The sequence below is a fragment of the Paenibacillus barengoltzii NBRC 101215 genome, from assembly GCF_004000745.1.
GTDB lineage: Bacteria > Bacillota > Bacilli > Paenibacillales > Paenibacillaceae > Fontibacillus > Fontibacillus barengoltzii.
This window is the reverse complement of the sequence record NZ_BILV01000002.1, coordinates 34,932-59,397: the sequence shown is the minus strand read 5'-3', so window position 1 is coordinate 59,397 and position 24,466 is coordinate 34,932. Positions and strand designations below refer to the sequence as shown.

The 24,466-nt window shown below is 50.1% G+C and carries 21 protein-coding genes; 7 read left to right on the top strand and 14 right to left on the bottom strand.

The annotated features are described in order from the left end of the window. Nucleotides 1-15 precede the first annotated feature (15 nt). The 5 genes from PBA01S_RS01285 to PBA01S_RS01265 form a co-directional block, all read right to left on the bottom strand. On the bottom strand, nt 16-2,292 hold the full coding sequence (locus PBA01S_RS01285; protein WP_085278571.1) for a type IA DNA topoisomerase: 2,277 nt from the start codon (nt 2,290-2,292) through the stop codon (nt 16-18). 137 nt (nt 2,293-2,429) lie between these two features. Beyond that, nucleotides 2,430-3,917 (bottom strand): glutamate synthase subunit beta, encoded by a 1,488-nt coding sequence (locus PBA01S_RS01280; RefSeq protein ID WP_016312075.1) that lies wholly within the window; start codon nt 3,915-3,917, stop codon nt 2,430-2,432. Nucleotides 3,918-4,087: 170 nt separating this feature from the next. Beyond that, nucleotides 4,088-4,573 carry a dihydrofolate reductase gene (locus PBA01S_RS01275; RefSeq protein WP_016312074.1) on the bottom strand — a complete coding sequence of 162 codons (486 nt, stop codon included), beginning with the start codon at nt 4,571-4,573 and terminating at the stop codon, nt 4,088-4,090. A 30-nt stretch (nt 4,574-4,603) separates the two neighbouring features. Further along, the gene (gene thyA / locus PBA01S_RS01270) at nt 4,604-5,398 is read right to left on the bottom strand and encodes a thymidylate synthase (RefSeq protein ID WP_016312073.1); all 795 of its coding nucleotides are present in this window, start codon (nt 5,396-5,398) and stop codon (nt 4,604-4,606) included. Between the two features lie 52 nt (nt 5,399-5,450). After that, nucleotides 5,451-6,905: an alkaline phosphatase family protein gene (locus PBA01S_RS01265; RefSeq protein ID WP_255315260.1), complete on the bottom strand. Its 1,455-nt coding sequence runs from the start codon at nt 6,903-6,905 to the stop codon at nt 5,451-5,453. A gap of 444 nt (nt 6,906-7,349) precedes the next feature. On the opposite strand from PBA01S_RS01265, the gene PBA01S_RS01260 reads away from it, so the two are divergent. The 4 genes from PBA01S_RS01260 (at nt 7,350) to PBA01S_RS01245 (ending at nt 12,236) form a co-directional block, all read left to right on the top strand. Next, nucleotides 7,350-8,123, top strand: a complete 774-nt coding sequence (locus PBA01S_RS01260) for a hypothetical protein (protein WP_255315259.1) — start codon at nt 7,350-7,352, stop codon at nt 8,121-8,123. A 385-nt stretch (nt 8,124-8,508) separates the two neighbouring features. Continuing rightward, nucleotides 8,509-8,796, top strand: a complete 288-nt coding sequence (locus PBA01S_RS01255; RefSeq protein ID WP_085278574.1) for an ArsR/SmtB family transcription factor — start codon at nt 8,509-8,511, stop codon at nt 8,794-8,796. A gap of 4 nt (nt 8,797-8,800) precedes the next feature. Then, nucleotides 8,801-11,323: an FAD-dependent oxidoreductase gene (locus tag PBA01S_RS01250; protein ID WP_127575127.1), complete on the top strand. Its 2,523-nt coding sequence runs from the start codon at nt 8,801-8,803 to the stop codon at nt 11,321-11,323. 94 nt (nt 11,324-11,417) lie between these two features. Continuing rightward, entirely contained in the window at nt 11,418-12,236 is an 819-nt protein-coding gene (locus PBA01S_RS01245) for a class I SAM-dependent methyltransferase (protein WP_085278576.1), read from the top strand. A gap of 98 nt (nt 12,237-12,334) precedes the next feature. On the opposite strand, the gene lpdA is transcribed toward PBA01S_RS01245, so the two are convergent. From lpdA to pdhA, 4 genes are read right to left on the bottom strand one after another with little or no spacing between them, the layout of a single operon-like run. After that, nucleotides 12,335-13,750 carry a dihydrolipoyl dehydrogenase gene (lpdA, locus tag PBA01S_RS01240; RefSeq protein WP_016312067.1) on the bottom strand — a complete coding sequence of 472 codons (1,416 nt, stop codon included), beginning with the start codon at nt 13,748-13,750 and terminating at the stop codon, nt 12,335-12,337. A 6-nt stretch (nt 13,751-13,756) separates the two neighbouring features. Continuing rightward, complete coding sequence (locus PBA01S_RS01235) at nt 13,757-15,370, bottom strand: 2-oxo acid dehydrogenase subunit E2 (RefSeq protein WP_085278577.1); 1,614 nt, start codon at nt 15,368-15,370, stop codon at nt 13,757-13,759. Between the two features lie 28 nt (nt 15,371-15,398). Next, nucleotides 15,399-16,379, bottom strand: coding sequence for an alpha-ketoacid dehydrogenase subunit beta (locus PBA01S_RS01230; RefSeq protein ID WP_127575126.1), 981 nt, complete (start codon nt 16,377-16,379; stop codon nt 15,399-15,401). Between the two features lie 50 nt (nt 16,380-16,429). Then, entirely contained in the window at nt 16,430-17,497 is a 1,068-nt protein-coding gene (gene pdhA / locus PBA01S_RS01225; RefSeq protein WP_016312064.1) for a pyruvate dehydrogenase (acetyl-transferring) E1 component subunit alpha, read from the bottom strand. 254 nt (nt 17,498-17,751) lie between these two features. Here pdhA and PBA01S_RS01220 point away from each other — a divergent pair, with 254 nt between their 5' ends. Further along, nucleotides 17,752-18,480: an alpha/beta hydrolase gene (locus PBA01S_RS01220; protein ID WP_009226187.1), complete on the top strand. Its 729-nt coding sequence runs from the start codon at nt 17,752-17,754 to the stop codon at nt 18,478-18,480. A 101-nt stretch (nt 18,481-18,581) separates the two neighbouring features. On the opposite strand, the gene PBA01S_RS01215 is transcribed toward PBA01S_RS01220, so the two are convergent. After that, nucleotides 18,582-19,268 carry a trimeric intracellular cation channel family protein gene (locus PBA01S_RS01215; protein ID WP_016312063.1) on the bottom strand — a complete coding sequence of 229 codons (687 nt, stop codon included), beginning with the start codon at nt 19,266-19,268 and terminating at the stop codon, nt 18,582-18,584. A 146-nt stretch (nt 19,269-19,414) separates the two neighbouring features. On the opposite strand from PBA01S_RS01215, the gene PBA01S_RS01210 reads away from it, so the two are divergent. Both PBA01S_RS01210 and PBA01S_RS01205 read left to right on the top strand, forming a co-directional pair. Then, entirely contained in the window at nt 19,415-20,056 is a 642-nt protein-coding gene (locus PBA01S_RS01210) for a thiamine diphosphokinase (RefSeq protein WP_016312062.1), read from the top strand. A gap of 303 nt (nt 20,057-20,359) precedes the next feature. Beyond that, the gene (locus PBA01S_RS01205; RefSeq protein ID WP_009226190.1) at nt 20,360-20,869 is read left to right on the top strand and encodes a C40 family peptidase; all 510 of its coding nucleotides are present in this window, start codon (nt 20,360-20,362) and stop codon (nt 20,867-20,869) included. Nucleotides 20,870-20,971: 102 nt separating this feature from the next. Here the strand turns inward: PBA01S_RS01205 and PBA01S_RS01200 are convergent, their stop codons facing one another. The 4 genes from PBA01S_RS01200 to PBA01S_RS01185 form a co-directional block, all read right to left on the bottom strand. Beyond that, nucleotides 20,972-21,649: a winged helix-turn-helix domain-containing protein gene (locus PBA01S_RS01200; protein WP_016312061.1), complete on the bottom strand. Its 678-nt coding sequence runs from the start codon at nt 21,647-21,649 to the stop codon at nt 20,972-20,974. 96 nt (nt 21,650-21,745) lie between these two features. Further along, on the bottom strand, nt 21,746-22,768 hold the full coding sequence (locus PBA01S_RS01195) for a thiazole biosynthesis adenylyltransferase ThiF (RefSeq protein WP_085168970.1): 1,023 nt from the start codon (nt 22,766-22,768) through the stop codon (nt 21,746-21,748). Between the two features lie 166 nt (nt 22,769-22,934). Beyond that, nucleotides 22,935-23,927, bottom strand: coding sequence for a hypothetical protein (locus tag PBA01S_RS01190; protein WP_085168936.1), 993 nt, complete (start codon nt 23,925-23,927; stop codon nt 22,935-22,937). Then, entirely contained in the window at nt 23,914-24,456 is a 543-nt protein-coding gene (locus PBA01S_RS01185; RefSeq protein WP_028537568.1) for a hypothetical protein, read from the bottom strand. Before PBA01S_RS01185 ends, PBA01S_RS01190 begins: the two co-directional genes overlap by 14 nt. Nucleotides 24,457-24,466 lie beyond the last annotated feature (10 nt).

Here is a 24,466-nt window from a genome sequence, read left to right as displayed (position 1 = left end):
GTTTTTTGTCTTCGCTTAAGTTCGGGAAGGCTCCGCCTCTATGAGCTCCAGCTTGCCCGACGTGCGATCGGCTAAAGCGATGCGGGCTTTGATTTCGCCTTCCTCGCGTTTGAAAGATAACAGCTGAGTTTGGCCTTTCGTCAACAGCGCGTTTAGCATCGACGGCGAGATTTTCTTGCCGCCGAACTCCTTCCAGATAACGAAGCCGCAGCCCTGCTTGTAGTGCGTGCAGCCAAAGCCCCTGCGACCTTCGATGATTTGACCGCCGCAGCCTTCGCGCGGGCAAGGTGCCAACGGTTGAAGGCTGCCTGCCGGCAGTTGCTTCGTGGTCGCTTGCGCTGTACGACGCTCGCCTGCCCTTGTAGAAGAGGCGGATCGTCCCGTTTTACCGCCGCTGCTGCTTCGGCTTCCGCGCCGACCACCCTTCTCCGCTTCTGCCGACGCGAACATGGAGGCGTCCGCTTTCTGCTGCGTTCGCACCTTCTCGATAATCGAGATGGTGAATCGGCGCACGTTCTCCATAAACTGCTCCCGCGCCGCTTCTCCCTTGGAAATCTGGTATAATCGACGCTCCCATTGCCCCGTCATCTCCGGCGAGGTCAGCAGCTCGACACCAGCGCGCCGAATTAGCTCAACGGCGGTCCGGCCTTTTTGCGTCACTGTGATCTTTTTCCCCTGCATCGTGATATATCCCACGTTCTTTAACCGCTCAATCGTTGCTGCCCGAGTGGCCGGAGTACCGAGACCCGCATCCTTCATCGCTTCGCGCAGCTCCTCGTTCTCCAAATTTTTCCCGGCGCTTTCCATCGCTTTAAGCAACGTGCCTTCGGTATAATGCTTTGGCGGCTGAGTTGCTTTCTCCTTCGCCTCGGCGTCTGTACATTGCACTGGACGGTTACGGTCGATCTCGAACGGTTCGCTGATCAGCTCTTCGGTTTCTTCTTCCTCGTCTTTCTTCTTGCCGCGTCCTTTACCGGCTTTCGCTCCGTCATCGCCAGGAAGACATACCTTCCACCCCAGCGACAACAGCTCTTTCACGTTGGTTTTAAACGTTTCACCATCCACCTCAGTGAGTACAGTGTGTTGCTTATATTCCGCCGCCGGATAGAAATGGGACAAAAAGCGCCGGATCACAAGATCGTAGATGTTCTGCTCTTCTTTGCTTAACGTGCCCGGACGCCGAAGCGTCGGAAGGATCGCATGGTGATCCTCTACCCGGGACGGATTGCACACCGCCTTGTTGCCGACATGCACCAGGTTCGGACGTCCGCCTTCCGCCAGCTCCTTATAGCTCGACGATTTCAGCATATGCAGCACCTTATGCATCCCATCGATATTTTGCTCGGTCACATAGTTGGAGCTTGTCCGTGGATAGGAGATCACCTTATGGCGCTCATAGAGCGCCTGGGCAATGTCCAACGTCTTCTTGGCAGAATATCCGAACTTCGCATTTGCCTCCCGCTGCAGCAACGTCAAATCGTACAGCTTGTACGGATATTCTTTCGTGTCTTTCACTTCGTATTCGGTGATGCGCCCTTCCTTGCCGCGAACCTTCGTGGCAATTGCCTCCGCCTTCTCCTTATCCGTCAACCGGTCCCCTTGCCAGCTTCCGGTATACTTACGGGTATCCTGCTTAAATTCCGCTTTGATTTCATAGTAAGTCAGCGAATCAAAATTCTCGATTTCCTTCTGCCGGTCATAGATTAGCGCTAGCACCGGAGTTTGGACCCGGCCGACGGACAGCAGCTCCCGATGTTTGGTCGTAAACGCACGCGTCGCGTTCATTCCGATCAGCCAATCCGCTTCGCTGCGCGCCCGCGCGGCCTGCGTTAAATTTTCGAACTCGGACGCTTCATGCAGCTCGTCAAACCCTTTGGCGATACTTTCGTTGGTCAAGTCGGAAATCCACAAGCGCTTAACAGGCTGGGTTAATTTGAGCTGCTGTTGGATTAACGCAAAGATGTACTGTCCTTCGCGGGCAGCATCGCATGCATTTACAATCGTATCGCAACGTTTTGCGAGCTCGCCGATCGTCTTCAGCTGATCTTTTGTGCGCGGATTCGGCACAATCTTGAAGCGATCCGGCAGAATCGGCAGGTCGTTGAAATTCCAGCGTTTGTACTTTTCGTCATAGGCGTCCGGTTCGGCCAATCCTAATAAATGACCTATCGCCCAAGTAATGATGTAGCGCTCTCCCTCGAGGTAGGATCGGTTGTTCTTCGCCTTCGGTTCAATTACAGCGGCGATCGTCCGTCCCATATCCGGTTTTTCGGCGATTACGAGCGTTTTCATGCTTTCGGGCCCCTCTTCCTCTGTCTCTCAAATCTAAAAAAGAGCCGCGCTACGCGCAGCTCTAGTAAGCTAGTACCTATTATAGCATATTGATCCAGGGATCGTCCTGTCAAAATGTTGCGGCTCGTTTGGCGGGATTATACCAGCACCGTCGAACCCATCAGATATTTATCAACTTCGCGTGCCGCAGCTCTGCCTTCGTTGATCGCCCATACGACCAAGCTTTGGCCCCGGCGCATATCGCCTGCAGCAAACACTTTATCGACATTCGTTTTGAATTGACCGTATTTCGCCTTCACGTTCGTCCGACGGTCTCGTTCAAGACCCAGCTCATCCGCCAGCGTCGATTCTGGACCGTCAAACCCGATAGCAATCAGCGCCAGTTGCGCTGGGAAGACGCGCTCAGTGCCTGGGATCGGCTGATAGATTTTCCGTCCAGTCTCATCGACGATCCGCTGAATTTGCACCGTGTGCAGCTCTTTCAGGTTGCCGTTTTCGTCGCCTACAAATTTCGTTGTCATGATCGAGAATTCCCGTGGATCTTTACCGAACAACGCTTTAGCTTCTTGTTGGGCGTAATCGAGTGTGTACACGTTCGGGAATTGCGGCCAAGGGTTGTTGATCGGGTCCCGTTCCAGCGGAGCTTTCGCATGGGTACCAAATTGCGTCACACTGCGGCAACCGTGGCGCAGCGCCGTCGCTACGCAGTCCGAGCCAGTGTCCCCGCCTCCGATGACGATAACATCCTTTCCTTCTGCGGACAAAAAGTTCCCATCAGTTAACCCGGAGTCCAAGTAGCTCTTAATCGTACCGTTCAAGAACGGCATCGCATAATGCACCCCGTTCAAATCGCTGCCTTCGATATTAAATTCACGTGGTTTGGTTGCCCCGCCGCATAGTACCACCGCGTCATACTCATCCACAAGCTGTTGGGCTTTAATATCTTTGCCGATTTCCGTATTTGTCACGAACTTCACGCCTTCAGCAGCCAACAAGTCGACGCGACGCTGTACGACCGCTTTGTCCAGCTTCATCGTCGGAATCCCATAAACCAGAAGACCGCCGATTCGGTCTGCACGCTCATAGACCGTCACTTCATGGCCCGCTTTGTTTAATTGGGCGGCGCAAGCAAGGCCTGCAGGTCCGGAGCCAACAATGGCCACTCTGCGGCCTGTCCGTTTCTCCGGAGGTTCAGGAACAACCCAGCCTTCTTCGAAACCTTTATCGATAATTGCCTGTTCAATCGTCTTGATCGTGACCGGCTCTCCGATCAGACCTACGGTACAAGAGCCTTCACAAGGGGCCGGACATACTCGCCCCGTAAATTCCGGGAAGTTGTTGGTTTTGTGCAAACGGTCCAGCGCTTCCTTCCAGAGGTTACGGTATACCAGATTATTCCACTCCGGAATCAAGTTGTGTACTGGGCAGCCTGCTGTCCCGCCGGCCATATCAATGCCCGTGTGGCAATACGGCGTGCCGCAATCCATGCAGCGTGCGCCTTGAATGCGTAAATCCTCCTCGGACATATGCTTATGAAATTCTTCCCAGTCCTTCACCCGTTCGGACGGGCTCCGGTCCCCGGGAAGTTCGCGTTTGAACTCCATAAATCCTGTTGGTGTAGACATCACAAGTTCCCCCATCCGTTATCATGTCACATGATATGAAAAGTCGCGAGTCACCCGGTCCGGGCGATCGAAAACTTTTCATACGCCGTCATCAATGTATCTTGATGTTAGCATTCGGGGGAAATGTTATTAATGGATTAATGATACGATAATTTGTACTTATTATCACATCATTTGCGGCGTTCGTAAGTAAGAAAACGGTAATCATAGGGATTCTTCTCGTCCCGTACTCCCTGTTCCTCATGGACTAATTCAAAATCTTCCCATGAAAAGTCAGGGAAAAACACGTCTCCTTCGATATCCTCATCAATTAGGGTCACGATCAGCCGGTCCGCGAGGGGCAGGAAATGCTGGAATACCCCAGCCCCACCGATAACCATCAGTTCTCCTCGATCCGTGTAGGTTAACGCTTCCTCCACGGAGTGGACGATATCCGCCCCTTCCGCTGTGAAAGAAGGATCCCCGGTCAACACGACACTATGCCGGTTCGGGAGCGGCTTACTGCCCATGGATTCCCAAGTCTTGCGGCCCATCACGATCGTTTTCCCAGTTGTATTCGCTTTAAAAAACTTTAAGTCCGCCGGCAGCCTCCAGGGCAGCTGATTATCCCGGCCAATAACCCCATTTCTGGACATCGCCCAAATCAGCGTGATCATTCCGATCGATCCCTCCGTCCTCCGTCAATGTTATACAGCGACCGTTGCTTTGATCGTCGGATGATACTTATAATCGATGAATTCGAAATCCTCATACTTATAGTCGAAGATTGATTCCGGTTTCCGTTTGATCACCAGCTTCGGCAATGGGTAAGGCTCGCGTTCCAATTGGGTTTTTACCTGCTCGATATGGTTGTTGTAAATATGCACGTCTCCTCCGGACCAGATGAATTCGCCAACCTCCAGGTCGCATTGTTGGGCAATCATGTGGGTCAGCAGCGCGTAGCTTGCGATATTAAACGGCAGGCCAAGGAAAGTGTCCACCGAACGCATCGTCAACATACAGGACAGCTTGCCGTCGGCCACATAAAATTGAAAAACAAAATGGCATGGCGGCAGCTTCATTTGATCGACTTCAGCTACGTTCCAAGCGCTTACCAAATGGCGGCGAGAATCCGGATTTTTCTTAATTGCTTCCACCACGTTTGCGATTTGATCGATTTTTCGGCCGTCCGGGGCTTCCCAAGAACGCCATTGCGACCCGTATACCGGGCCGAGATCGCCATTCTCATCCGCCCACTCGTCCCAAATCCGAACGCCATGTTCCTTGAGATAAGCGATATTCGTATCGCCGCGCAAAAACCACAGTAACTCATGAATCACCGATTTCAAATGAATCCGTTTGGTTGTTACGAGCGGGAAGCCTTCGCTTAAATCAAAACGCAGTTGCCGTCCGAAGACCGAGCGCGTACCGACACCCGTTCGATCCTCCTTGGGCGTTCCGTTCTTCAGAACATCCTCCAGCAAATCTAAATATTTTCTCATGAGTTAAACACCCCGTCACATTGGTCTACTAATCCATCCTATTATAGCAGATTTATTTGCGACTTTCCGACTTTAACAAATCGAGTAAGTAAGCCTTCAAATCGACGATTCGTAAAAAATCCGGCCGCTTCTCCGTCCCGTAGATGATCAGAGGCACCAGCGATGCGGACGCATCCAGCCCCCCATGCGCTCCGCCACCGGAATGTGTGGGGGCTCCAGCTTCCGCGAGCTCATACCCCGGTTTGGCGGTGACGATAAGAAATCGCCCTTCGTGGGATTGTAAAGCGCCTTGAAGGCGACGCAGCGGATCAGGATATTTTCCATACGTAATATGGCGTGTTTTGTTGCGTTCGCTTATGCTCTCTCGCTTCAAATCAAGTATCTGCTCCGTCCCTTGAACGGACCAGGATTGATGATAAGGATCGATCCAATCCCCGCCTGCTTTGAATCTCATCGCTGCCGGATCCCCCGCTTTTACACAATGAATCCAGCCATCTTCTTGCCAGGTAATGAGGTCGATTCGTGGGTCGTTCCTCAATACATCGGCGATCTCTTTCAGCGAATTCTCCGGTTTCAAACTGTAGACGTAGGCCATCGTGTCGTTAACAGCGAGGGCAATTTCGGTGGATGAGTTCATGGTTTGACCAGTCGGTAATACGTGATACCGCTGTAACAGCTTGGGTAAATCAATTACAGGCTGTTGTTCTTTGGGCAATACTTGGCTCATTCCACTATCTCCCGCAACGATCAGAATCGTATCGTGTAACGCATGTGCTCGAGATTCATAAGCATCCAGCAGCTCTTTTAGTCGACGATCCGTCTCCTTGATGCCTTCACGATCGGTAAGGCCGCGTTTGTGCAACTTTCCATCCAGGTCCGGCAAATAAATCAGCAAAAAATCGGGCAATTGACCAGTTTGGATCAAGTATTTTGCCACTCCAATCGCATATCGATCATTAAAGCCCATCCGGTCCGCAGGCCCGTCAGGCAAATTCGTCACCCCGTCAAGCGGGTTCGACAATGCCCCGAAAGCCATAAAATCCGGCCCTTTCACTTGAAAAGGCAAGTCCAGCGGAACAAGCTCGCGTAACGGTTGCGGCAAGTCGATTTGGTGTGAGGTCATCCCTCGGTAAACCAATCCGTTCACCGATCCGGAGGTGAAGCCCAACTGCTTCAAATCCTCATATATAGTTGGCACATCGGGGTTTAAGTGCTGATCGTTTAAATCTTTTAACGCATGTGTCAAAACGGACTTCGTCCCGCGGCGCAAAATTTCAACGGGAGCTGAGCCATAACCTATCACTTTCTGTCCCTGATGCGGATACCAGGTTAAGCCCGGCACATGATGAGCATCCGGGTAACGCCCGGTAAGCAGCGTGCTGTCAATCGAGATGGACATGGTCGGAAAAGAGCTGATCATATCAGGATAATATTGGCCATGCTGAATGAGATATTGAAAGGCAGGGAGCTCATTATGCCCAATTCCGCGTTGAATCAATTGGTCCATAAGGGAGTCAACCAGGACAAAAATAACCTTCTTTTTTCCGTTGAAAGTGTTGTTTGTTGATTGGATATGCAGTAGATCCGCTTCTTTGGGATTCGATGTTGCACGGCAACCACCCAACAATAGACATATGACAAAGATCAGAAACCAGAAACAGGTTCGGCCGCTCGACAAGAACTTGAATCGCATGTTGTTCACCCTCTTTAAAGTTTAACCATAGTATGCCAATTCCGCTTGTGCCAATACCTCAGACCCTACTCTACAGAACGTAAGTTCGTAAATAGGATTGACTTTTGGGAGCTGGTAGTTTATAGTTAAATATGCCAAAATCATATAGAATCAAGCGAGTGAAGCACCTCGCAAGTCTGGCGATATCGCCTTTCTTGCAGGTGCTTTTTTTGCGTTTCTATGAGAATGGCAAATTCATATAGGATGGAGTTGACGGTTATGAAGTGGAGAAGTTCGATCAAACTGCTGTTGCTGACGGTCATCACGATTTCACTAATGTTAGGCGGATATCGACCGACGTATGCTGCAAGCTCTTGGGATGCTGCCTTGAGTGGAATAGACGCGATGTATGATGGGTTAACCGCGGTACAAACGTTGGTTAAACAGGAGAGCCTCGAAATTTCAGCACTGCGCAAGAAGAATAACGACGCTTTGGCTGCCATCAATGCGAAGCTCAAAGTCATTGATCAAGCTACCATCACTCGCCTGACACAGGAATCCGATTCACTGCAGCGGAAGCATGCCTCCTTGTTGGAGGAATACAAATCATTGGGCAAGCAAGTGACAGCAGCCAAGAAACGCAAGGATAAGAAAACCGCTGATTTATTGGAATTGAAGCGCAACAAGTTGAAGCCTGCGGCAACTGCTGCTTCGGCAGAAATTAAAGCGAAAAAGGATGCATTAGCCGCTGCTAAGAAAGCGAAAACCGCCAAAGTCAAAGTCGTGAAAGATGCGCTCATTCCTGTGCAAACGTTAAAAAAGCAGATCACCGCCGAAAACAAATCCGTCGCCGCCGCGCGAAAACACCTTTCGGCGGCTGACAAGCGGTATAAAGCCAGCGTCAAGCGCGGTGACGCCATTGTCGCTGCATTGGAATTGAAGACCGTATATGATCAAACGAAAGCCATTCACACTTCTTTAGCGAAAGTCTACGATTGGGAGAAGCAAATCTCCCGGATCATCACGAACGCATCTGCAAAACTGCCAAAATAGAAGGAAGTCAATTTTCCTTTAGTTCTCCTGTCGGTGCTCTGGACAATCTTCATTCGCCAATAGGGTGCCGACAGGTTCACCCCGATTCCTCTCCCCTTACCGGTCGTTTGAGCCGCAGCAGAAAGGATAATATCTCTGGGATCACTTCCTCCTGGTATCTACCCTCCAGACCCTGTTCGTTCCACGGCAGCTACAGGATAGTCCAGTATGACCTCACCTTGCCCCTGACCTCCCCATTCTGATCTTGTCTCGTCATGGACCTCACTAAATGGACCTTACTAATAACTGTATCTATCGCACATGGTACTTCTTAGTTGCAAATTATATTGTTATATCGTAATATTATGATATAGTGATTTATACGATTTTAGTGAGGTGCACCTGCATGGATAACAATTTCAAAGCCTATCAGGAAACAGCAGAAATGCTGAAAGCCTTGGCGCATCCGGTTCGGTTATGTATCGTCCGCGGCTTGCTGGAGAAGCAGCATTGCAATGTGACGTACATGCAAGAGTGTTTGGATCTGCCGCAATCGACCGTATCCCAACACCTGCAAAAACTGCGCAGCTTAGGCATCGTTGAAGCTGAACGCAGCGGATTGGAAGTTAATTATCATCTGGCGAATGAGAAAGTCATGAAATTGGTTCGCCATTTATTCGAGGAGGATCAATAATACAATGAGTAAAAAGGTAATCATTGTCGGAGGCGTTGCCGGCGGCGCCTCTGCGGCTGCAAGACTTCGCCGTCTGGATGAAGCAGCGCATATCATTATGTTTGAAAGGGACCCCTATATTTCGTTTGCAAACTGCGGGCTCCCCTACTACATCGGCGATTCCATCAAGGAACGCTCGAAGCTGTTGGTACAGACGCCGGAAGCGATGCATCGTCGGTTTAACATCGATGTTCGTACGGAAAGTGAAGTAATCGGAATCGATCCAACAACCAAAACGGTGCTGGTCCGCAGCAAAGAACGCGGTGAGTACCGAGAAAGCTACGATGCCTTGATATTATCACCCGGAGCGAAACCCATCCGCCCGAATCTTCCCGGCATCGAGAGCAGTCGAATTCATACGCTGCGGAATATTCCGGACACCGACCGCCTCAAACAAAGGGTTGCTCTGGAGAACACAGCTTCGGCCATCGTCATTGGCGGCGGGTTTATCGGTGTGGAAATGGCCGAGAACTTAAGAGAAATCGGGCTTGATGTTACGTTAATTGAAGGCGGCCCGCAAATTCTGGCGCCGTTTGATCCCGAAATGGCAGGTGTCCTAGCCAAAGAACTGGAGGATCACGGCGTGAAGCTGCTGATGTCGCAGACCGTCACCTCGTTTATTGAACAAGGAAACCGCATTACGGTTCAGACTTCGGACGGCCGCGAAGTTTCTGCTGATTTCGTGTTATTGGCGATTGGCGTAAAACCGGATACGGCTTTTCTGAAGGATACCGGTATCGAGTTTGGCCCAAGAGGACATATTCTCGTAAACGATAAACTGGAAACGAACATTCCTGACATTTATGCTGTTGGGGATGCAGTTGAAGTCGTTGATTTCGTCAATGGCTCGAAAACAGCGATCCCTCTCGCTGGACCTGCGAACAAGCAAGGCCGGATCGCTGCGGACAACGTCTGCGGTCTAGGGACCACCTACAAAGGCTCGCAAGGTACGTCCATCATCAAAGTATTTGGCCTCACCGGAGCAGCGACCGGGAACAATGAGAGAACACTGCAACGGATGGGCATTCCTTATCATGTCACTGTCGTTCATCCTAACTCCCATGCTTCTTATTATCCCGGTGCTACCCCGCTCTCGATCAAGCTGCTGTTTCAATCTGACGGAACGCTGCTTGGCGCGCAAGCTGTTGGTTATGACGGGGTAGATAAACGGATTGATGATATCGCCACGGCGATTCGTTTCCGCGGGACAGTAGCGGATCTTGCCGAGCTGGAGCTGGCCTATGCCCCTCCCTACTCGTCAGCGAAGGATCCGGTCAACATGGCAGCGTATACCGCAGAGAATATCTTGAGCGGAAGAGTGCGCGTGTATGTTCCTCAGGATTTGGCGACTCGGGATGAACAGACCACCATGTTAGTGGACGTTCGTTCGGAAATGGAGCATGCCAACGGTCATATCCCCGGCTCCTTGCTCATCCCGGTCGATGAATTACGCGATCGCTTAAATGAGCTGGATGCCAACAAGGAGATTTGGGTCTACTGCCAAGTGGGGCTGCGCGGGTACACCGCCTCTCGGATTCTGCAGCAAAAAGGTTTTAAGGTTCGCAACCTCACCGGCGGTTACAAGCTGTATCAAATGGCGAATTACCAGCCTGGCCGGGCAAGTTCACAGGAACTTCCCACAGGTCCTGCGGCAAAAATGGAGGTTGCCGCAGCAAAGGCAGATCCGGCTGTGCCGCAGACTGAACGTCATTCGGCTGCACCAAACGAAGCCCCAGCCCTTTTGCGAGTCGATGCAGAGCTAGACGCCTGTGGATTATGCTGTCCAGGCCCGTTGATTCAAGTCAAACAAGCAATGGACCGTTTGGAATCCGGACAAACTCTGCACGTCACCGCATCGGATCCTGGTTTCTATGAGGATGTGCAGGCCTGGGCGACCATGTCCAAACATCAGATGCTCCAGGTCACCAAGCGTGCAGATGGGATCATCGAAGCCTACTTGCGGAAGGAAAGCCCAGATCAGTCTGACACTACGGTAACTACGCAGCTGGCGTCCTCTCCGGAAGGCACGACGATGATTGTGTTCAGCGGCGATTTAGATAAGGCGATTGCTTCGTTTATTATCGCCAATGGTGCAGCGGCCAGCGGCAAGAAGGTTACGTTGTTCTTTACCTTCTGGGGCCTGAACATTCTGCGCAAATCGGAAAAGGTTCCCGTCGCCAAAACCTTCATTGGCCGCATGTTTGGCTTGATGATGCCGCGCGGCAGCCGCAAATTGTCCCTGTCCCGAATGAATATGCTTGGACTCGGGGCGAAGATGATTCGCGGCGTGATGAAACAGAATAACGTCTCGTCTTTGGAGGAATTGATGACTACCGCCATGGAGCAAGGGGTTGAAATCGTAGCCTGTCAGATGTCCATGGATTTGATGGGCATCCGCCAGGAAGAGTTGATCGACGGGGTCAAAATCGGCGGCGTTGGCTATTATTTAGGTAAGGCTGATCAATCGGGCATTAATTTATTTGTTTAAACGTAAAGGGTTCTTGGTCTACGCGACCAAGAACCTTTTTTGCGGTATAATTTGGGAATAACTTTCGTCTTGCGAATAAAAGGAGAGTTGCCCAATGAGCGAACAAATCCGCCAAAACAATATTGAACGTTTCACCGGGTTCAGTGATCTGTATGACCAAAATCGTCCCAAAGCTCCAGTTGATTTGATTGACATCCTCACGATGTATTTAGAACGCCGCCCCGAGGTCGTTGCAGATGTTGGCTGCGGTACCGGTCTCTCCTCTTTTATTTGGTTGGAGCGTGCGAATCAAATCGTAGGGATTGAACCCAACGATGATATGCGTGCCGTAGCGATCAACCGTTGGAAGGAAGTCGGCAAGCCACAGCAGCTTGAATTTGTGAAAGGCTTGTCGTATGAACTGCCTTTGGAAGCCTCCTCCGTTGATCTGGTTACGTGCTCACAATCCTTTCACTGGATGGACCCGCAACCAACACTGCAGGAATTCGCCCGGGTATTGCGTCCTGGAGGCATTTTTGCTGCATACGATTGCGATTGGCCACCGGTTGTCTTGCCCGAGCTTGAGCAAGCTTACGTAGAGCTCACCAAGCTAGCTGACCAACGAGTCAGCGAACTAAGTGAGACCGGGAAAGAAGCTTATAAATGGCCAAAGGACCAGCATTTGCAGCAAATCCGCAAGAGCGGCCTGTTCCGATATTCCCGTGAGATCGTCTTCCACCATTGGGAGGACTGTGATGCTGATCGGTATGCGAACTTGGCCCTTAGTCAAGGTGGAGTGCAAACTGCCTTGAAATTAGGCGCGGACGAGATTCTAACCGCTGCCGAGCATTTTCGCAAGCGTGTAAAACAAGGATTTGGCGGAAAACGTCGACGGATTCTGTTTGGCTATCGGATGCGGCTTGGAGTGAAATAAAGCAATAAAAAAAGGGGCAAGACCGTAACCTCGGTCTTGCCCAAAATATTTAGGAGAAGAACCACTTCTAGAAGAAGTGGGAGAGACGTACGCTAAACTTAGCGAGAGATGACGTGGATTGGATGACCTTCGACCAGCTCTGCAGTTTCCATTACGATTTCGCCCAAGGTTGGGTGAGCATGGATGGTCAGCGAGATATCTTCGAGCGTTGCACCCATTTCAACCGCAAGACCCAACTCAGCGATCAGGTTGGATGCTTCGATCCCGACGACTTGCGCGCCGAGTACAACATGGTTATCCGCGTTAGCAACGATCTTGATGAAGCCGTCAGGCTGATTCAGAGAAGTTGCGCGACCGTTGCCCGCAAACGGGAACTTGCCGGCTTTGACTTTGTAGCCCTTCTCTTTCGCTTCCGACTCCGTCAGCCCTACGCTGGCACATTCTGGATCCGTAAATACGACCGCTGGGATCGCTTTGTAATCGACCACGGAAGGAAGTCCTGCGATTGCTTCTGCCGCAACTTTCCCTTCATAGGAAGCTTTGTGCGCCAGCGCTGGGCCCGCTACGATATCGCCAATCGCGAAGATTTTCGGGTTGCTGGTGCGGCCTTGATGGTCAACTTTCACCAAACCGCGGTCAGTCAACTCAACGCCAGCCAGATCCAGACCCAAATCGCCGTCAGTGTTCGGACGACGACCTACTGTTACCAACAGGTAATCAGCAGTTACTTCTTTGGTTTCACCGTTTACGGAATATTTCACCGTTACGTTCTTATCTGTTTGTTCTGCACTTTCGGCTTTCGCATTCGTCACGATTTCGATGCCGGTTTTCGCCATGTTCTTGGCAACCAGACGAGTCATGTCTTTATCAAAGCCAGGCAGTACGGTATCCATACCTTCGATGATCGTCACTTTCGTGCCGAATTTAGAGTACATTTGACCGAGTTCGGCACCGATATAGCCGCCGCCGATCACGATGAGGCTGCTTGGTACTTCTTGCAGCTCCAAGGCTTCCGTCGAGGACAGAATGCGTCCACCGAACGGGAAAGGTTTCAGCTCAATTGGACGGGAGCCGGTTGCCAAAATGCAATGTTTGAAGCGATAACGCGGCGATTCATGATCGTTGAAGCAACGAGCTTCGCTTTCATTGATGAACATCACTTCACCGTTGAAAACTTCAATCTTGTTGCCTTTCAGCAGACCGGTAACGCCTTGGGTCATTTTCTTCACGACACCGCTTTTGAATTCTTGAGTTTTCTTGAAGTCAACGGTGACTTTCTCCGCTTTAACCCCAAATACTTCAGCATGCTGAGCAGATTCAAATTGATGAGCTGCTGCAATCAGTGCTTTGGATGGGATACAACCGCGGTTCAAGCAAACGCCGCCAAGCTCTGCTTTGTCGACGATGAGCACTTTTTGCCCGAGTTGGGCGGCACGAATGGCCGCCACATATCCGCCGGGACCTGCCCCAACAACTAATGTATCAATATCAATAGAAGCGTCTCCTACTACCATTGACGATTACACCTCCATAACGAGCAGCTCTGGGTTAGCGAGCAGCTGTTTGATATAGTTCATAAAGTTCTGTGCTGTCGCACCGTCGATCAGACGGTGGTCGAAGCTAAGCGACAAGGCCATAACTGGTGCTGCAACGACTTCACCGTTCTTAACTACCGGTTTTTCGCTGATACGACCCGTACCCAAGATCGCTACTTCAGGGTAGTTAATAATCGGTGTAAAGAACATACCGCCAGCAGAACCGATGTTTGTAATCGAAATCGTGCTGCCCTTCATTTCGTGAGGTGCCAGTTTACCTTCACGACCACGGGATGCCAAGTCTTTGATCGCTTCAGCGATCATCCAGATGCTCTTCCGATCCGCATCCTTGATCACCGGAACAATCAAGCCGTTATCGGTGTCAGTTGCGATACCGATGTTGTAGTATTTCTTATAAACGATCTCGTTGTTCGCTTCATCGATCGAAGCGTTCAGAGCCGGGAATTGACGAGAAGCGGCCACCAGCGCTTTAACGATGAACGGCAGATACGTAACTTTAATGCCTTTCTTCTCAGCGATTGGTTTCATGCGAGTACGGAAAGCAACCAGTTCCGTTACATCCACTTCATCCATAATAGTGACATGCGGAGCTGTGTAAGCCGATTTCACCATCGCGTTGGAAATTGCTTTGCGGATACCCTTGAACGGAACGCGTTCTTCTTCGCCCTCTGTTGCGATCGCTGTTGGTGCAGCAGGTGCTTTTGCAGCTTGGGCTGGAGCAGCGGCTTGTGCAGGTGCAGCAGCTTGAGCCGGAGCAGCAACGGCAGCTCCGCCTTTCTTGAAGTTGTCAACATCTTCTTTCGTGATTTTACCAGCTTTGCCAGTCCCTGGTACCAGCGACAAGTCAACGCCTTGCTCACGAGCATATTTGCGAACGCCAGGTGTAGCAAGGATTTCACGGTTTGGAGCTGCAGGAGCAGCGGCTGCGGCTGGTGCACTTGCTGCAGCAGCAGGAGCGTCATGCCCTTGTGCAGGAGCTGCAGCTTGTTCAGGCAGATCGCCTTCAGCATCGATGACAGCCACAACTTCGCCTACGCGGAACACCGCACCGTCTTTACCGAACACTTCCAGAACCGTACCGTTAACCGGACATGGAACTTCAACGACCGCTTTGTCGTTTTGAACCTCCATAATGATATCTTCATCCGTTACCTTGTCGCCCGGTTTAATATGCATTTTGATAATTTCGCCTTCATGCAAACCTTCGCCAAGCTCAGGGAAGCGGTATTCGAATTTGTTAGACGAAGCAGCTGCTTGCGGAGCCGGAGCTGCTGCGGCAGCCGGTGCGCTTGCTTCAGCCGCTGGAGCTGGAGCCCCTTCTTGTTCAGGAATGTCCCCTTCAGCTTCGATAACGGCAACCACTTCACCTACACGGAATACAGCACCGTCTTTACCAAACACTTCTTGTACTACACCATTCACAGGACAAGGTACTTCAACGATCGCTTTATCGTTTTGTACCTCCATGATGATATCTTCATCCGTTACTTTGTCCCCTGGCTTGATGTGCATTTTGATGATTTCACCTTCATGCAAGCCTTCGCCCAGTTCAGGGAACCGATATTCAAACTTCGCCACAGGAAAGACCTCCTATTTGTTCTTCGTTTTAGAATTCCAGCACTTTGTTAACGCCATCGATCACGCGAGCCGGGGACGGCAGCCATTGATCTTCGATTTGCGCAAACGGATAAACTGTATCCGGAGGAGCGACACGCAGTACCGGAGCTTCAAGGTGCAGAATCGCCTTTTCGTTAATTTGCGCGATGACTTCCGCAGCGATACCAGCCGATTTTTGCGCTTCTTGAACGATGATAGCGCGATTCGTTTTCTTCACAGAGGCAATAATCGTGTCGATGTCCAGCGGCACCAAGGTGCGCAGGTCGATAACTTCAGCTTTAATGCCTTTGGTTTTTTCCAGTTCTTCTGCTGCTTTCATAGCGGTATGAACCATGAGACCATAAGCAAGAATCGTTACATCGGAGCCTTCACGAACGACTTTCGCTTTGCCCAGTTCAACGGTATATTCACCTTCCGGTACTTCTTCGCGGAACGCATGATACAAGTTCAAGTGTTCCATGAAGAATACAGGGTCGTTATCGCGGATCGCAGAGATCAACAGACCTTTTGCGTCATAAGGGTTCGAAGGAATAACCAGCTTGATCCCCGGAGTTTGGGCAATCAGGCCTTCCAAAGCATCAGTATGCAGCTCAGCTGCTTTAACGCCGCCGCCAAACGGAGTACGGAACACGATCGGAGAATGATAACGTCCGCCGGAACGGTAACGCATCCGAGCCGCTTGTACGAGAATTTGGTCCAATGCTTCAAAAATAAAGCCAACAAACTGAATTTCCGCGATTGGACGGAAGCCTTGGATCCCCAAACCTACCGCCAAACCGCCGATAGCGGATTCCGCGAGCGGCGTATCCATGACGCGCTCTTCCCCAAATTCTTTTTGCAGACCTTCCGTTACACGGAACACCCCGCCGACATTACCTACGTCTTCGCCGAAAATCAGAACATTTGGATCGCGTTGCAGTTCGACGCGCAAGGCGTCGCGAATCGCTTCTTTCATATTCATTTGTGCCATTGCTTGTATCCTCCTCTATAGAACGATCAGACTAAAATACACACGTACGTTTATTGAAAATCGGCCTTTTGCTCTTCCAGGTGTTTAGGCGTTACTTCAAACATGCTGTCGATCAGGCCTGGAATTGTCATTTTTTCCGTTTGTTCTGCTTTCTTAATATGCTCGTTTACTTTTGCTTTCGCTTCTTCTTTCACACGAGCAGTATCTTCTTCAGTCCAAAGACCTTTCTTCTCCAAGTATTTGGCCAGACGAGCGATCGGGTCTTTCTCACTCCATTGACCTTCTTCTTCCTTCGTCCGGTATTTCGAAGTGTCGTCAGACAGAGAGTGCGGACGGAAACGATAAGTTACGGCTTCAATCAAAGTCGCACCTTCGCCGTTGCGAGCACGTTCAGCAGCTTCACGCACCGCGCTGATAACAGCAAACACGTCCATCCCGTCGATTTTCACGCCGCGGATCCCGGCAGCCACTGCTTTGTGCGCGATCGACAAAGCCGCAGTTTGCTTGGAGAACGGTGTCGTGATGGCATAACCATTGTTTTGTACGAAGAAAATAACCGGCAGTTTAAATACGCCAGCATAGTTCAGTGCTTCGTAGAAGTCACCTTCAGAAGAACCGCCGTCACCGGTGTAAGTGATAACGACTTGTTTTTGTTTTTTGAGCTTGTAGCCCATGGCGATCCCCATCGCATGCAATACTTGTGCGCCGATGATGATTTGCGGCATAAGTACGTTAACGCCTTCTGGAATTTGTCCGCCATGTTGATGGCCGCGGGAATACAAGAAAGCTTGATAAAGCGGAAGTCCATGCCATACGAGCTGCGGCATATCGCGGTAACCCGGGCAAATGAAGTCCTGTTTATCCAGCGCAAATTCACTACCTACCATTGTCGCTTCTTGCCCGGAAACTGGAGCATAAAATCCGAGGCGGCCTTGGCGGCCCAAGTTGATCGCACGTTCGTCCCAAGTACGGGTAAATACCATGCGATACATCAATTCTTTCAATTCGTCGTCGGACAGAGCCGGTACTTTATCTTTGTTAACGATTTCACCGTCTGGCGAGAGCACGGACAAAGCTTCTACTTCTTCCGTGTATACTTCATAAGGAATCTTGCTCATTTTTTTCACCTCGACTGAAAATTTGATTAACTTGTTCCTCTGTTATAGAATTATTATACTCCTGTTTCATTCTAGAAGTCAAAGGAATTAAGGATTGTTGTGTTATATTTTTATCTTTGTGTATGTAACAGTTTAGAGAAAATAGTATAACACAGATCCATTTTGTGGTAACCTATCGTTGTCCTGCTTCATGGTAAATGTTACTTGATTCAACTTACAAAAGCAAAAATCTATACAACGGAGTGTGTAGAACTATGACAGATTCGAAATATTTAAAACGAACCGTCGTCAAAGAGGAAATCCAAAGTCAATTCTTAGGTGAGAAACGTTATCTGCGTGTGTATCTGCCTCCTGGGTATAACGAAATCCTCAGTTATCCTGTCGTTTACTGTCAGGACGGCGAGGAGTTCTTCAATTTCGGACGGATTGCGACACATGCCAATCGCCTGATTTTAGATGAAGGGATTGAACCGTTTATCATCGTTGGCGTTGAGGTGAATACCGCCGTGCGTACAGAGGAATATGCCCCATTCGGAAACCGGTTTGAGGCCTATACCCGCTGTTTCACGGAAGAAATTATTCCCTTCATCGAGCGCAATTATCCGGTTCGCCGTGAACCCGAGGAAAGGGTGCTGGCTGGTGACTCTTTAGGAGCAACGGTCTCCCTCCACCTGGCTATGAAAAATCCGAAACTGTTTTCCAAAATCATCAGCTTGTCCGGCGCCTACTATGAACCGTCCCTTAACCTCCTCGCTCAAGAGACCGATCTCTCCTATTTGTCGCTCTTTATGATCGTGGGATTGCAGGAAGATCATTATACAACGGATACAGGCACCTATAATTTTGTTGAGTTAAATCGCAAAGCCAAAGCCTTGCTCGAAGAGCGCGGAGCCAGAGTCACCTATTTGGAGAAGGACGGGAAACATTTGTGGGGATTTTGGCAGCAAGAGCTTCCCGATGCGCTAGTCCACTTCTTAAAATAACGCTTTCATATCCAGTAAAATGGGAGGCTGTCCAAGGTAGAACCCTCATCTACTTCGGACAGCCTCTCTTGATGTCTTTCCACCATAGTCTCCTACGCGCGTTAAGGAGTCTGATCCTGCACGATAGCCCGCTCTGAACTGGATTTCGGCTTCGGCTTCGCTTCCGTTCCAATATAGATATCCCCTGTTGTCAGTGACCGTCTAGGCAGCTTCCATTTATAATGGACGGATAACATCCGGAAAAAGACAACTGCCGCAAACAACAAAATCAATTCCCATGTTGAAACGAACCACCCCATACCTACTGCCAGTCCAGCCAGCATTGCCCAAACCGCATAGATCTCGTCGCGCAGTACCAGCGGTTTACGCCCGGCCAGCAGATCGCGAATAATTCCGCCCCCGATGCCAGTCAGCACCGCCGCCACAAGCACCGCACTCATCGGATGCTTCATGTCCGTGGCATACAACGCCCCTTGAATTGCAAAAGCCGACAAACCAATCGCGTCGAACAGAACCTCTGTCCGTTTCCAACGACGAACCCATGGCATCGGCAGCACGAAGGCGACCAATACGGACATTACGGCCAACATAATCAAATCCCCTTGTCCCCATAACGTCGTTACCGGAACACCGATCAAGACATTGCGGACGATCCCGCCGCCAAACGCCGTCACTAGGCCCAACACCAGCACACCGAGGATATCGTACTCCTCTTCCATCGCTACGAACGCGCCGGACATCGCAAACGCGACTGTCCCGATGATGCTAAAAATCTCAAAGATGTGCATCTCTTCCGTCCTTCTCTGCCTTTCGTTGTCAGCTTTTTATTTATCAATCCTCATTGTAGGCCCACAAGTGGAAATTGTGCAACCCTAAAATCTGAATTATACTAACGAAAGTATAAGATATTGTTCGGGAAAGGAAGAAAATCGAAATGACTGTGAACCGGGTGCTCATTTTTGCAGGCGGACGATTAAATCCGGGAATGCTTCGTGAGGTTCGTTCGGATGATTGGGTGATCGGCGCTGACCGCGGGGCTTTATTTCTGGTAGAGCACGGGATAACCCCTCATCTGGCGGTGGGCGATTTCGATTCCGTGAACGAGGAAGAACTGGATCGGATTCGCAGACACAGTAAAGAGCTGGTCATTTGCGATCCGATTGATAAAGATTTAACGGATACGGAGCTGGCCTTTGACCTGGCCGTTCAGCGTAACCCGGCAGAAATCGTATTAACCGGAGTAATCGGAACTCGCTTGGATCATTCGTTGGCCAATATACATATGTTACTGCGCGCAGCGGAGCAAGGCATTACCTGCTCTATATGGGATGAACATAATTACATTACATTGTGCGGATCGGTCTGCCAAGTTGAGGATCGCGGATATACATATGTTTCTCTTCTTCCGCTGACCCCTGTCGTAACCGGCATTACATTAAAAGGATTCATGTACCCATTAGATGATGCAACGCTCCGCATAGGTCAATCTCTGGCGGTGAGCAATCAGTTAGCGGCTCCCGTCGGAACGGTGTATGTGAACGAAGGCTGGTTGCTTATTATTCAAAGCCGTGACTAGGTATTTGATTTGATTTTAATATGTATCATTTTTGTAACCTTTATGTGACCCCGGAATGAAAAGATGAAAGAAAAGCAGAACACTTGATTTTTCAAGGTTTTTTTTCATGGATTTTCATTGATAAAGGTGGATAAAAAAACGCTATATCTTAAAAAAATGTAAACTTTAATGTTATTTTAATAATCGCCTCCAAACCGTTGCGGCCCAAGGTTTTTAGGGAATTATACCAAAATATAGGAGATTACAAATCTGTTATACTCCAACTAACGAACCGGTCAAATCAGAACTTGGAGGTATTACAACATGATGAAACGCAATCTATTCCAAAAAGTATTGACGGTCGGACTGGTGTCCGCCCTTGGTTTCGGTACGCTGCTTGCAGGCGGGGCTGAACCAGTACAAGCCCAATCGGCAACAAGCACTGCTGTATCCAAAGGCACGCAGGTTGTAAACTACGCGAAGAAGTTTATAGGCACTCCTTATAAATTCGGAGCATCGACTTCGACGACTAAGGTATTCGACTGCTCTTCCTTTACGAAGTATGTTATGAAGAAATATGGCGTTACTCTGCCGCGTACTTCCGCTGCTCAAGCTAAAGTTGGCTCAGCAGTATCGAAATCCAATCTGAAAGCGGGCGATCTGGTCTTCTTCTCCAGCGGCAGCCGGGCAAACGGGAAGAACGTAACTCATGTAGCGATCTATATGGGCAACGGAAAAATTATTCATACTTATGGGAAGCCAGGGGTAACGATTTCGAATTTGAACTCTGGTAACTGGAAAAAAACATATCTGAAGGCTCGTCGCGTCCTCTAGTCGGACAAGCCTAACTTGTAAATGAAGAAGTCGTTGCATAGATCTATTGATCGCAACGACTTTTCCCATTGCCATAAGATGAACAACCCGTCCGTTTTACGTTTAACCAAACATGTACCCGGTGCCGCGAATGGTGTGGATCAGCTTTCGTGAATGGCCTTTATCGATTTTTTTGCGTAAATGCCGGATATAGACATCCACCACGTTGGTCCCGGTTGAAAAATCATACCCCCAAACCTGCTGCAGGATCAAATCCCGTCCGCACACCTTCCCCGCTCGCTTCATTAAAAAGAGCAGCAGATCGAATTCCTTCGGTGTTAAACGAATGGATTCCCCGTTCCTCCACGCTTTGCGGCTGCGCAGCTCAACTCGTAAATCCTCAAAAGATAATTCAGTTAAGGAACCATCCCCTAACCGTTTGAACAGCGCGATCAAATGACCCACCCGTGCATACAGCTCAGCCATCGGGATTGTGATTGAAACGACATCGTTGGCTCCCCGAGCAAAGCCGGCGACAACGTCCTCGGTGTCCCACTCCTTCAGCAGAAGGATCAGCGGAAACGGAGCGAACCGCCCAATTTCCTCTAGAAGCACTTCGGAAGCGTCATCAGGCAAATCCGCCCCAAGCATCAGCAGATCCGGAATCTCTTCTTCGATGATCCGAAGCACGCCGGAGCCGCTTTGCTTCCAATTAACTCGATAGCCGGCTTCCACTAATCCAGCATGGATGTGTTCTCCATGAGTCGGATCCTCTAAAACAAGCAAAATGTAACCTTTCATCGCGCGACCACCTTACCTGCATCTGCCAATCCATTATTAAGATGGTCATTCCGCCGGGAAACCATTCGGTTCCCCCGAAAGGATCCATGTTGGTCCTTAACCTATATAGCGATCATAGATCGTTTTGGCTTCAGAGGGATCTTGCGTGCCGTGGATTAACGCTCTCCCGTCCGCAAACAGAACCAACCGCTTCTCCCCTATTGTAAAAGAGAGCAGAAACGGATTAACCTCCACTTTCCCCTCCTGCAATCGTTCCAGTCTCACCGCCATCTCACGGAGTTCTAGCTTCCGCTTGGTTGCCGGACGAATCTGCACCGTATCCCTGCCGCAAAGCACCTCTGTTTTCCGATTGCCGGCCGCAGACAGATATGGGTAAGAGGCTTTGCTTCCGCAAGAAAGGCAATCCTCCCGTTTGGCCGTCCCCACTTTGATGGAGGTTTGCTCGTTTCGCCACAGATCAAAGGTCAGCAGTGTGCCTCGCAATGCCTCGATATTCCCGGTGAGCAGCTTTAACGCTTCCGTTGTTTGGTGGGCTACGACTAGTTGAACGGCAGGCGGGATCACCCCTACCGTGTCACAAGTATCCCCGCCCAACGGCACAGTTCCTAGCAAGCAGTTTAAGCAAGGCGTCTTGCCGGGCAATATCGTATATGTGATCCCGTAACTGCCCACGCATCCGCCGTAGATCCAGGGGATGCGATATTTTTGCGAGATGTCGTTAATCATTAATCTCGTATCGAAATTATCTGTAGCATCCATGATGAGGTCAACGCCCTGAATGAGGTGTTCCAATTCTTCTGGATCAACATCCATGACATGGGCATCAATTTGCACCTGACTATTGATAGCATTTAACCGTTGCTTGGCCGCGATCGCTTTTGGTACTCGTCCCGCTGCATCCGCTTCAGAAAAGAGCTGCTGTCGCTGCAGATTGCTCCACTCCACATAATCCCGATCCGCGATGACTAGATGACCGACACCTGCGCGAACGAGTGTTTCAGCGATCCCTGTGCCAAGCGCCCCAGCACCAACGACAAGTACCTTTGCTTGTCCTAGCTTGTCTTGACCTGCATGCCCGATCGGTGCAAACAATCGTTGCCGAGAATAACGATCCGGCATCTGATGTTCATGCTGCTGTTGCTGTTGCGCATGTGTTCTCTCCAATTTCCGTACTCCCCTCGCCAAAGCTTGTCTTCTTATCGAATTCCGGTAAAACAACCGCTTCGATGGATTGATTCAAGCATAGTACAGATAGGGCAAGAATTCAAAGGAGTTTCCCTCACGCTTAAGGTGCGGATTCTCTACAATCCAGCGGAAAATACCCCTTTTCGGCCGCCGCACGTTCATTCGGGAAGATCTCCTCTTCGCGATAACTATACGCATTAGCGCGATCACAGCTCTCCCGAAAGTAATATTTTATTCCCGTGTTAGGATCAACGGCTCCAATGACCGCCGGGGCCAAATCTAATCTTCCCCCGCCGAAGGCGTAGTTGTTATAGTAGTGATCACCTACGGGAATGCCTTGTAGAAACACCAGCATGCCGACATCATCTAACGTATTGTTCCACTCCTCCTGGGGGATCACCGGTAGCGTAAACGTATAATCTACCCCCAGCTTTGCCGCAATCTGATTATGAAGGCGAATCGCCTGAGCGAGATCCTCTTCTATCCGCCGAACGATCGTTGCACGCCGAACAGCATCAAAAAGAGCCTCATTTTGCAGCAGCGGGATGGAAACCTCGGATTTGATCTCGTTTTGCAATCCGCTGACCCACCGGTTTGTCGCGGCATCGTAAGCCGTCACCTGCCTGTCTAGCGTAAATGCAATGCTGTTCCCGCTAGCGTCTAAATAGGTATAGGGCTTTTTATCCTGCCATCGATAAGTCCACGTATCACTGCTCAAATCCAAGTCCGCTGTATACAGAAAATATCCGTCATAATCCATGACAACGATCGCGGGGATATAACCTAAGAGGATTTGCTGACCCGTCAGATCGTCGGCAACGCCGAAATTCAAAGACAAGCTCCGAAGCAGTGCGGCAAGGGCTTGTTCTTTATCCGCCCGCATCCATTTGGAGGAACCGTATCCGCTCTCGAATTGCTGCAGCTCGTTCCGATTTAGCGAAGCCGCTGCATCATGAACCGCCGTGCGTAAGGCGGAAGTATAGCGGGTTTCAAGCCGATTGACCTCCCGTAAATTTTCCGCTCGCAGCCCGCCCAGCCAAACAACAGGAGCAATAATAATGACAAAAATCACGGCCCAGTCAGTAATCTTCATTGAGCACCATACCTCCGTAGGTGAGCAAAGACGTTCCCTGCTTCCCTGTATCGTTATATAGGAACTCCGATAGAATATCCAGCAGGCTCCGAGAGCGATCATAGGCTGTCACAGTGAAGAAATCCCCTGCCTCGAGCTTGTATGGAACACCTTCCTGCCCTGTCTCAGATGGAAAAAGGGCCTTCAAAATATCGGAAGTATAGTACGCATCGTATACAACGCTGAAATCACCTAAAAACGTTCCTGGGTCAGCCGGATCGCCATATTCCGGATGATAGATCTTATGGCGATGCTCCAGCTCAACCTCATAACCTCCTCCTGAACGCTCCAATTCATGAACAAAATCCTCATACATGTCCGGCGTGACGAACCCTTTGTTTCGCACGGCATCAGCAAACTGAACCAACGTATGGTACGCCGACAAATATCGAAGATCTTCGTGACGTTGAGCAGTCTGTAACGCTGGAAACAGAAACAGGAGCAGTACGGCAAGGAGTGCGGCCGTTATTTTGGACAAGGCATTCACCATTTACTGCAAC

Excerpts from the sequence above, each read along its gene's own strand:
- PBA01S_RS01265 (WP_255315260.1), bottom strand. The coding sequence starts at position 6,905 with ATGGACCAATTGATTCAACGCGGAATTGGGCATAATGAGCTCCCTGCC.
- lpdA (WP_016312067.1), bottom strand. The coding sequence starts at position 13,750 with ATGGTAGTAGGAGACGCTTCTATTGATATTGATACATTAGTTGTTGGG.
- PBA01S_RS01260 (WP_255315259.1), top strand. The coding sequence starts at position 7,350 with ATGAAGTGGAGAAGTTCGATCAAACTGCTGTTGCTGACGGTCATCACG.
- PBA01S_RS01275 (WP_016312074.1), bottom strand. The coding sequence starts at position 4,573 with ATGATCACGCTGATTTGGGCGATGTCCAGAAATGGGGTTATTGGCCGG.
- PBA01S_RS01200 (WP_016312061.1), bottom strand. The coding sequence starts at position 21,649 with ATGAAAGGTTACATTTTGCTTGTTTTAGAGGATCCGACTCATGGAGAA.
- PBA01S_RS01230 (WP_127575126.1), bottom strand. The coding sequence starts at position 16,379 with ATGGCACAAATGAATATGAAAGAAGCGATTCGCGACGCCTTGCGCGTC.
- pdhA (WP_016312064.1), bottom strand. The coding sequence starts at position 17,497 with ATGAGCAAGATTCCTTATGAAGTATACACGGAAGAAGTAGAAGCTTTG.
- PBA01S_RS01280 (WP_016312075.1), bottom strand. The coding sequence starts at position 3,917 with ATGTCTACACCAACAGGATTTATGGAGTTCAAACGCGAACTTCCCGGG.
- PBA01S_RS01205 (WP_009226190.1), top strand. The coding sequence starts at position 20,360 with ATGATGAAACGCAATCTATTCCAAAAAGTATTGACGGTCGGACTGGTG.
- PBA01S_RS01220 (WP_009226187.1), top strand. The coding sequence starts at position 17,752 with ATGACAGATTCGAAATATTTAAAACGAACCGTCGTCAAAGAGGAAATC.
- PBA01S_RS01190 (WP_085168936.1), bottom strand. The coding sequence starts at position 23,927 with ATGAAGATTACTGACTGGGCCGTGATTTTTGTCATTATTATTGCTCCT.
- thyA (WP_016312073.1), bottom strand. The coding sequence starts at position 5,398 with ATGAGAAAATATTTAGATTTGCTGGAGGATGTTCTGAAGAACGGAACG.
- PBA01S_RS01210 (WP_016312062.1), top strand. The coding sequence starts at position 19,415 with ATGACTGTGAACCGGGTGCTCATTTTTGCAGGCGGACGATTAAATCCG.
- PBA01S_RS01195 (WP_085168970.1), bottom strand. The coding sequence starts at position 22,768 with ATGCCGGATCGTTATTCTCGGCAACGATTGTTTGCACCGATCGGGCAT.
- PBA01S_RS01285 (WP_085278571.1), bottom strand. The coding sequence starts at position 2,292 with ATGAAAACGCTCGTAATCGCCGAAAAACCGGATATGGGACGGACGATC.
- PBA01S_RS01255 (WP_085278574.1), top strand. The coding sequence starts at position 8,509 with ATGGATAACAATTTCAAAGCCTATCAGGAAACAGCAGAAATGCTGAAA.
- PBA01S_RS01185 (WP_028537568.1), bottom strand. The coding sequence starts at position 24,456 with ATGGTGAATGCCTTGTCCAAAATAACGGCCGCACTCCTTGCCGTACTG.
- PBA01S_RS01245 (WP_085278576.1), top strand. The coding sequence starts at position 11,418 with ATGAGCGAACAAATCCGCCAAAACAATATTGAACGTTTCACCGGGTTC.
- PBA01S_RS01250 (WP_127575127.1), top strand. The coding sequence starts at position 8,801 with ATGAGTAAAAAGGTAATCATTGTCGGAGGCGTTGCCGGCGGCGCCTCT.
- PBA01S_RS01215 (WP_016312063.1), bottom strand. The coding sequence starts at position 19,268 with ATGCACATCTTTGAGATTTTTAGCATCATCGGGACAGTCGCGTTTGCG.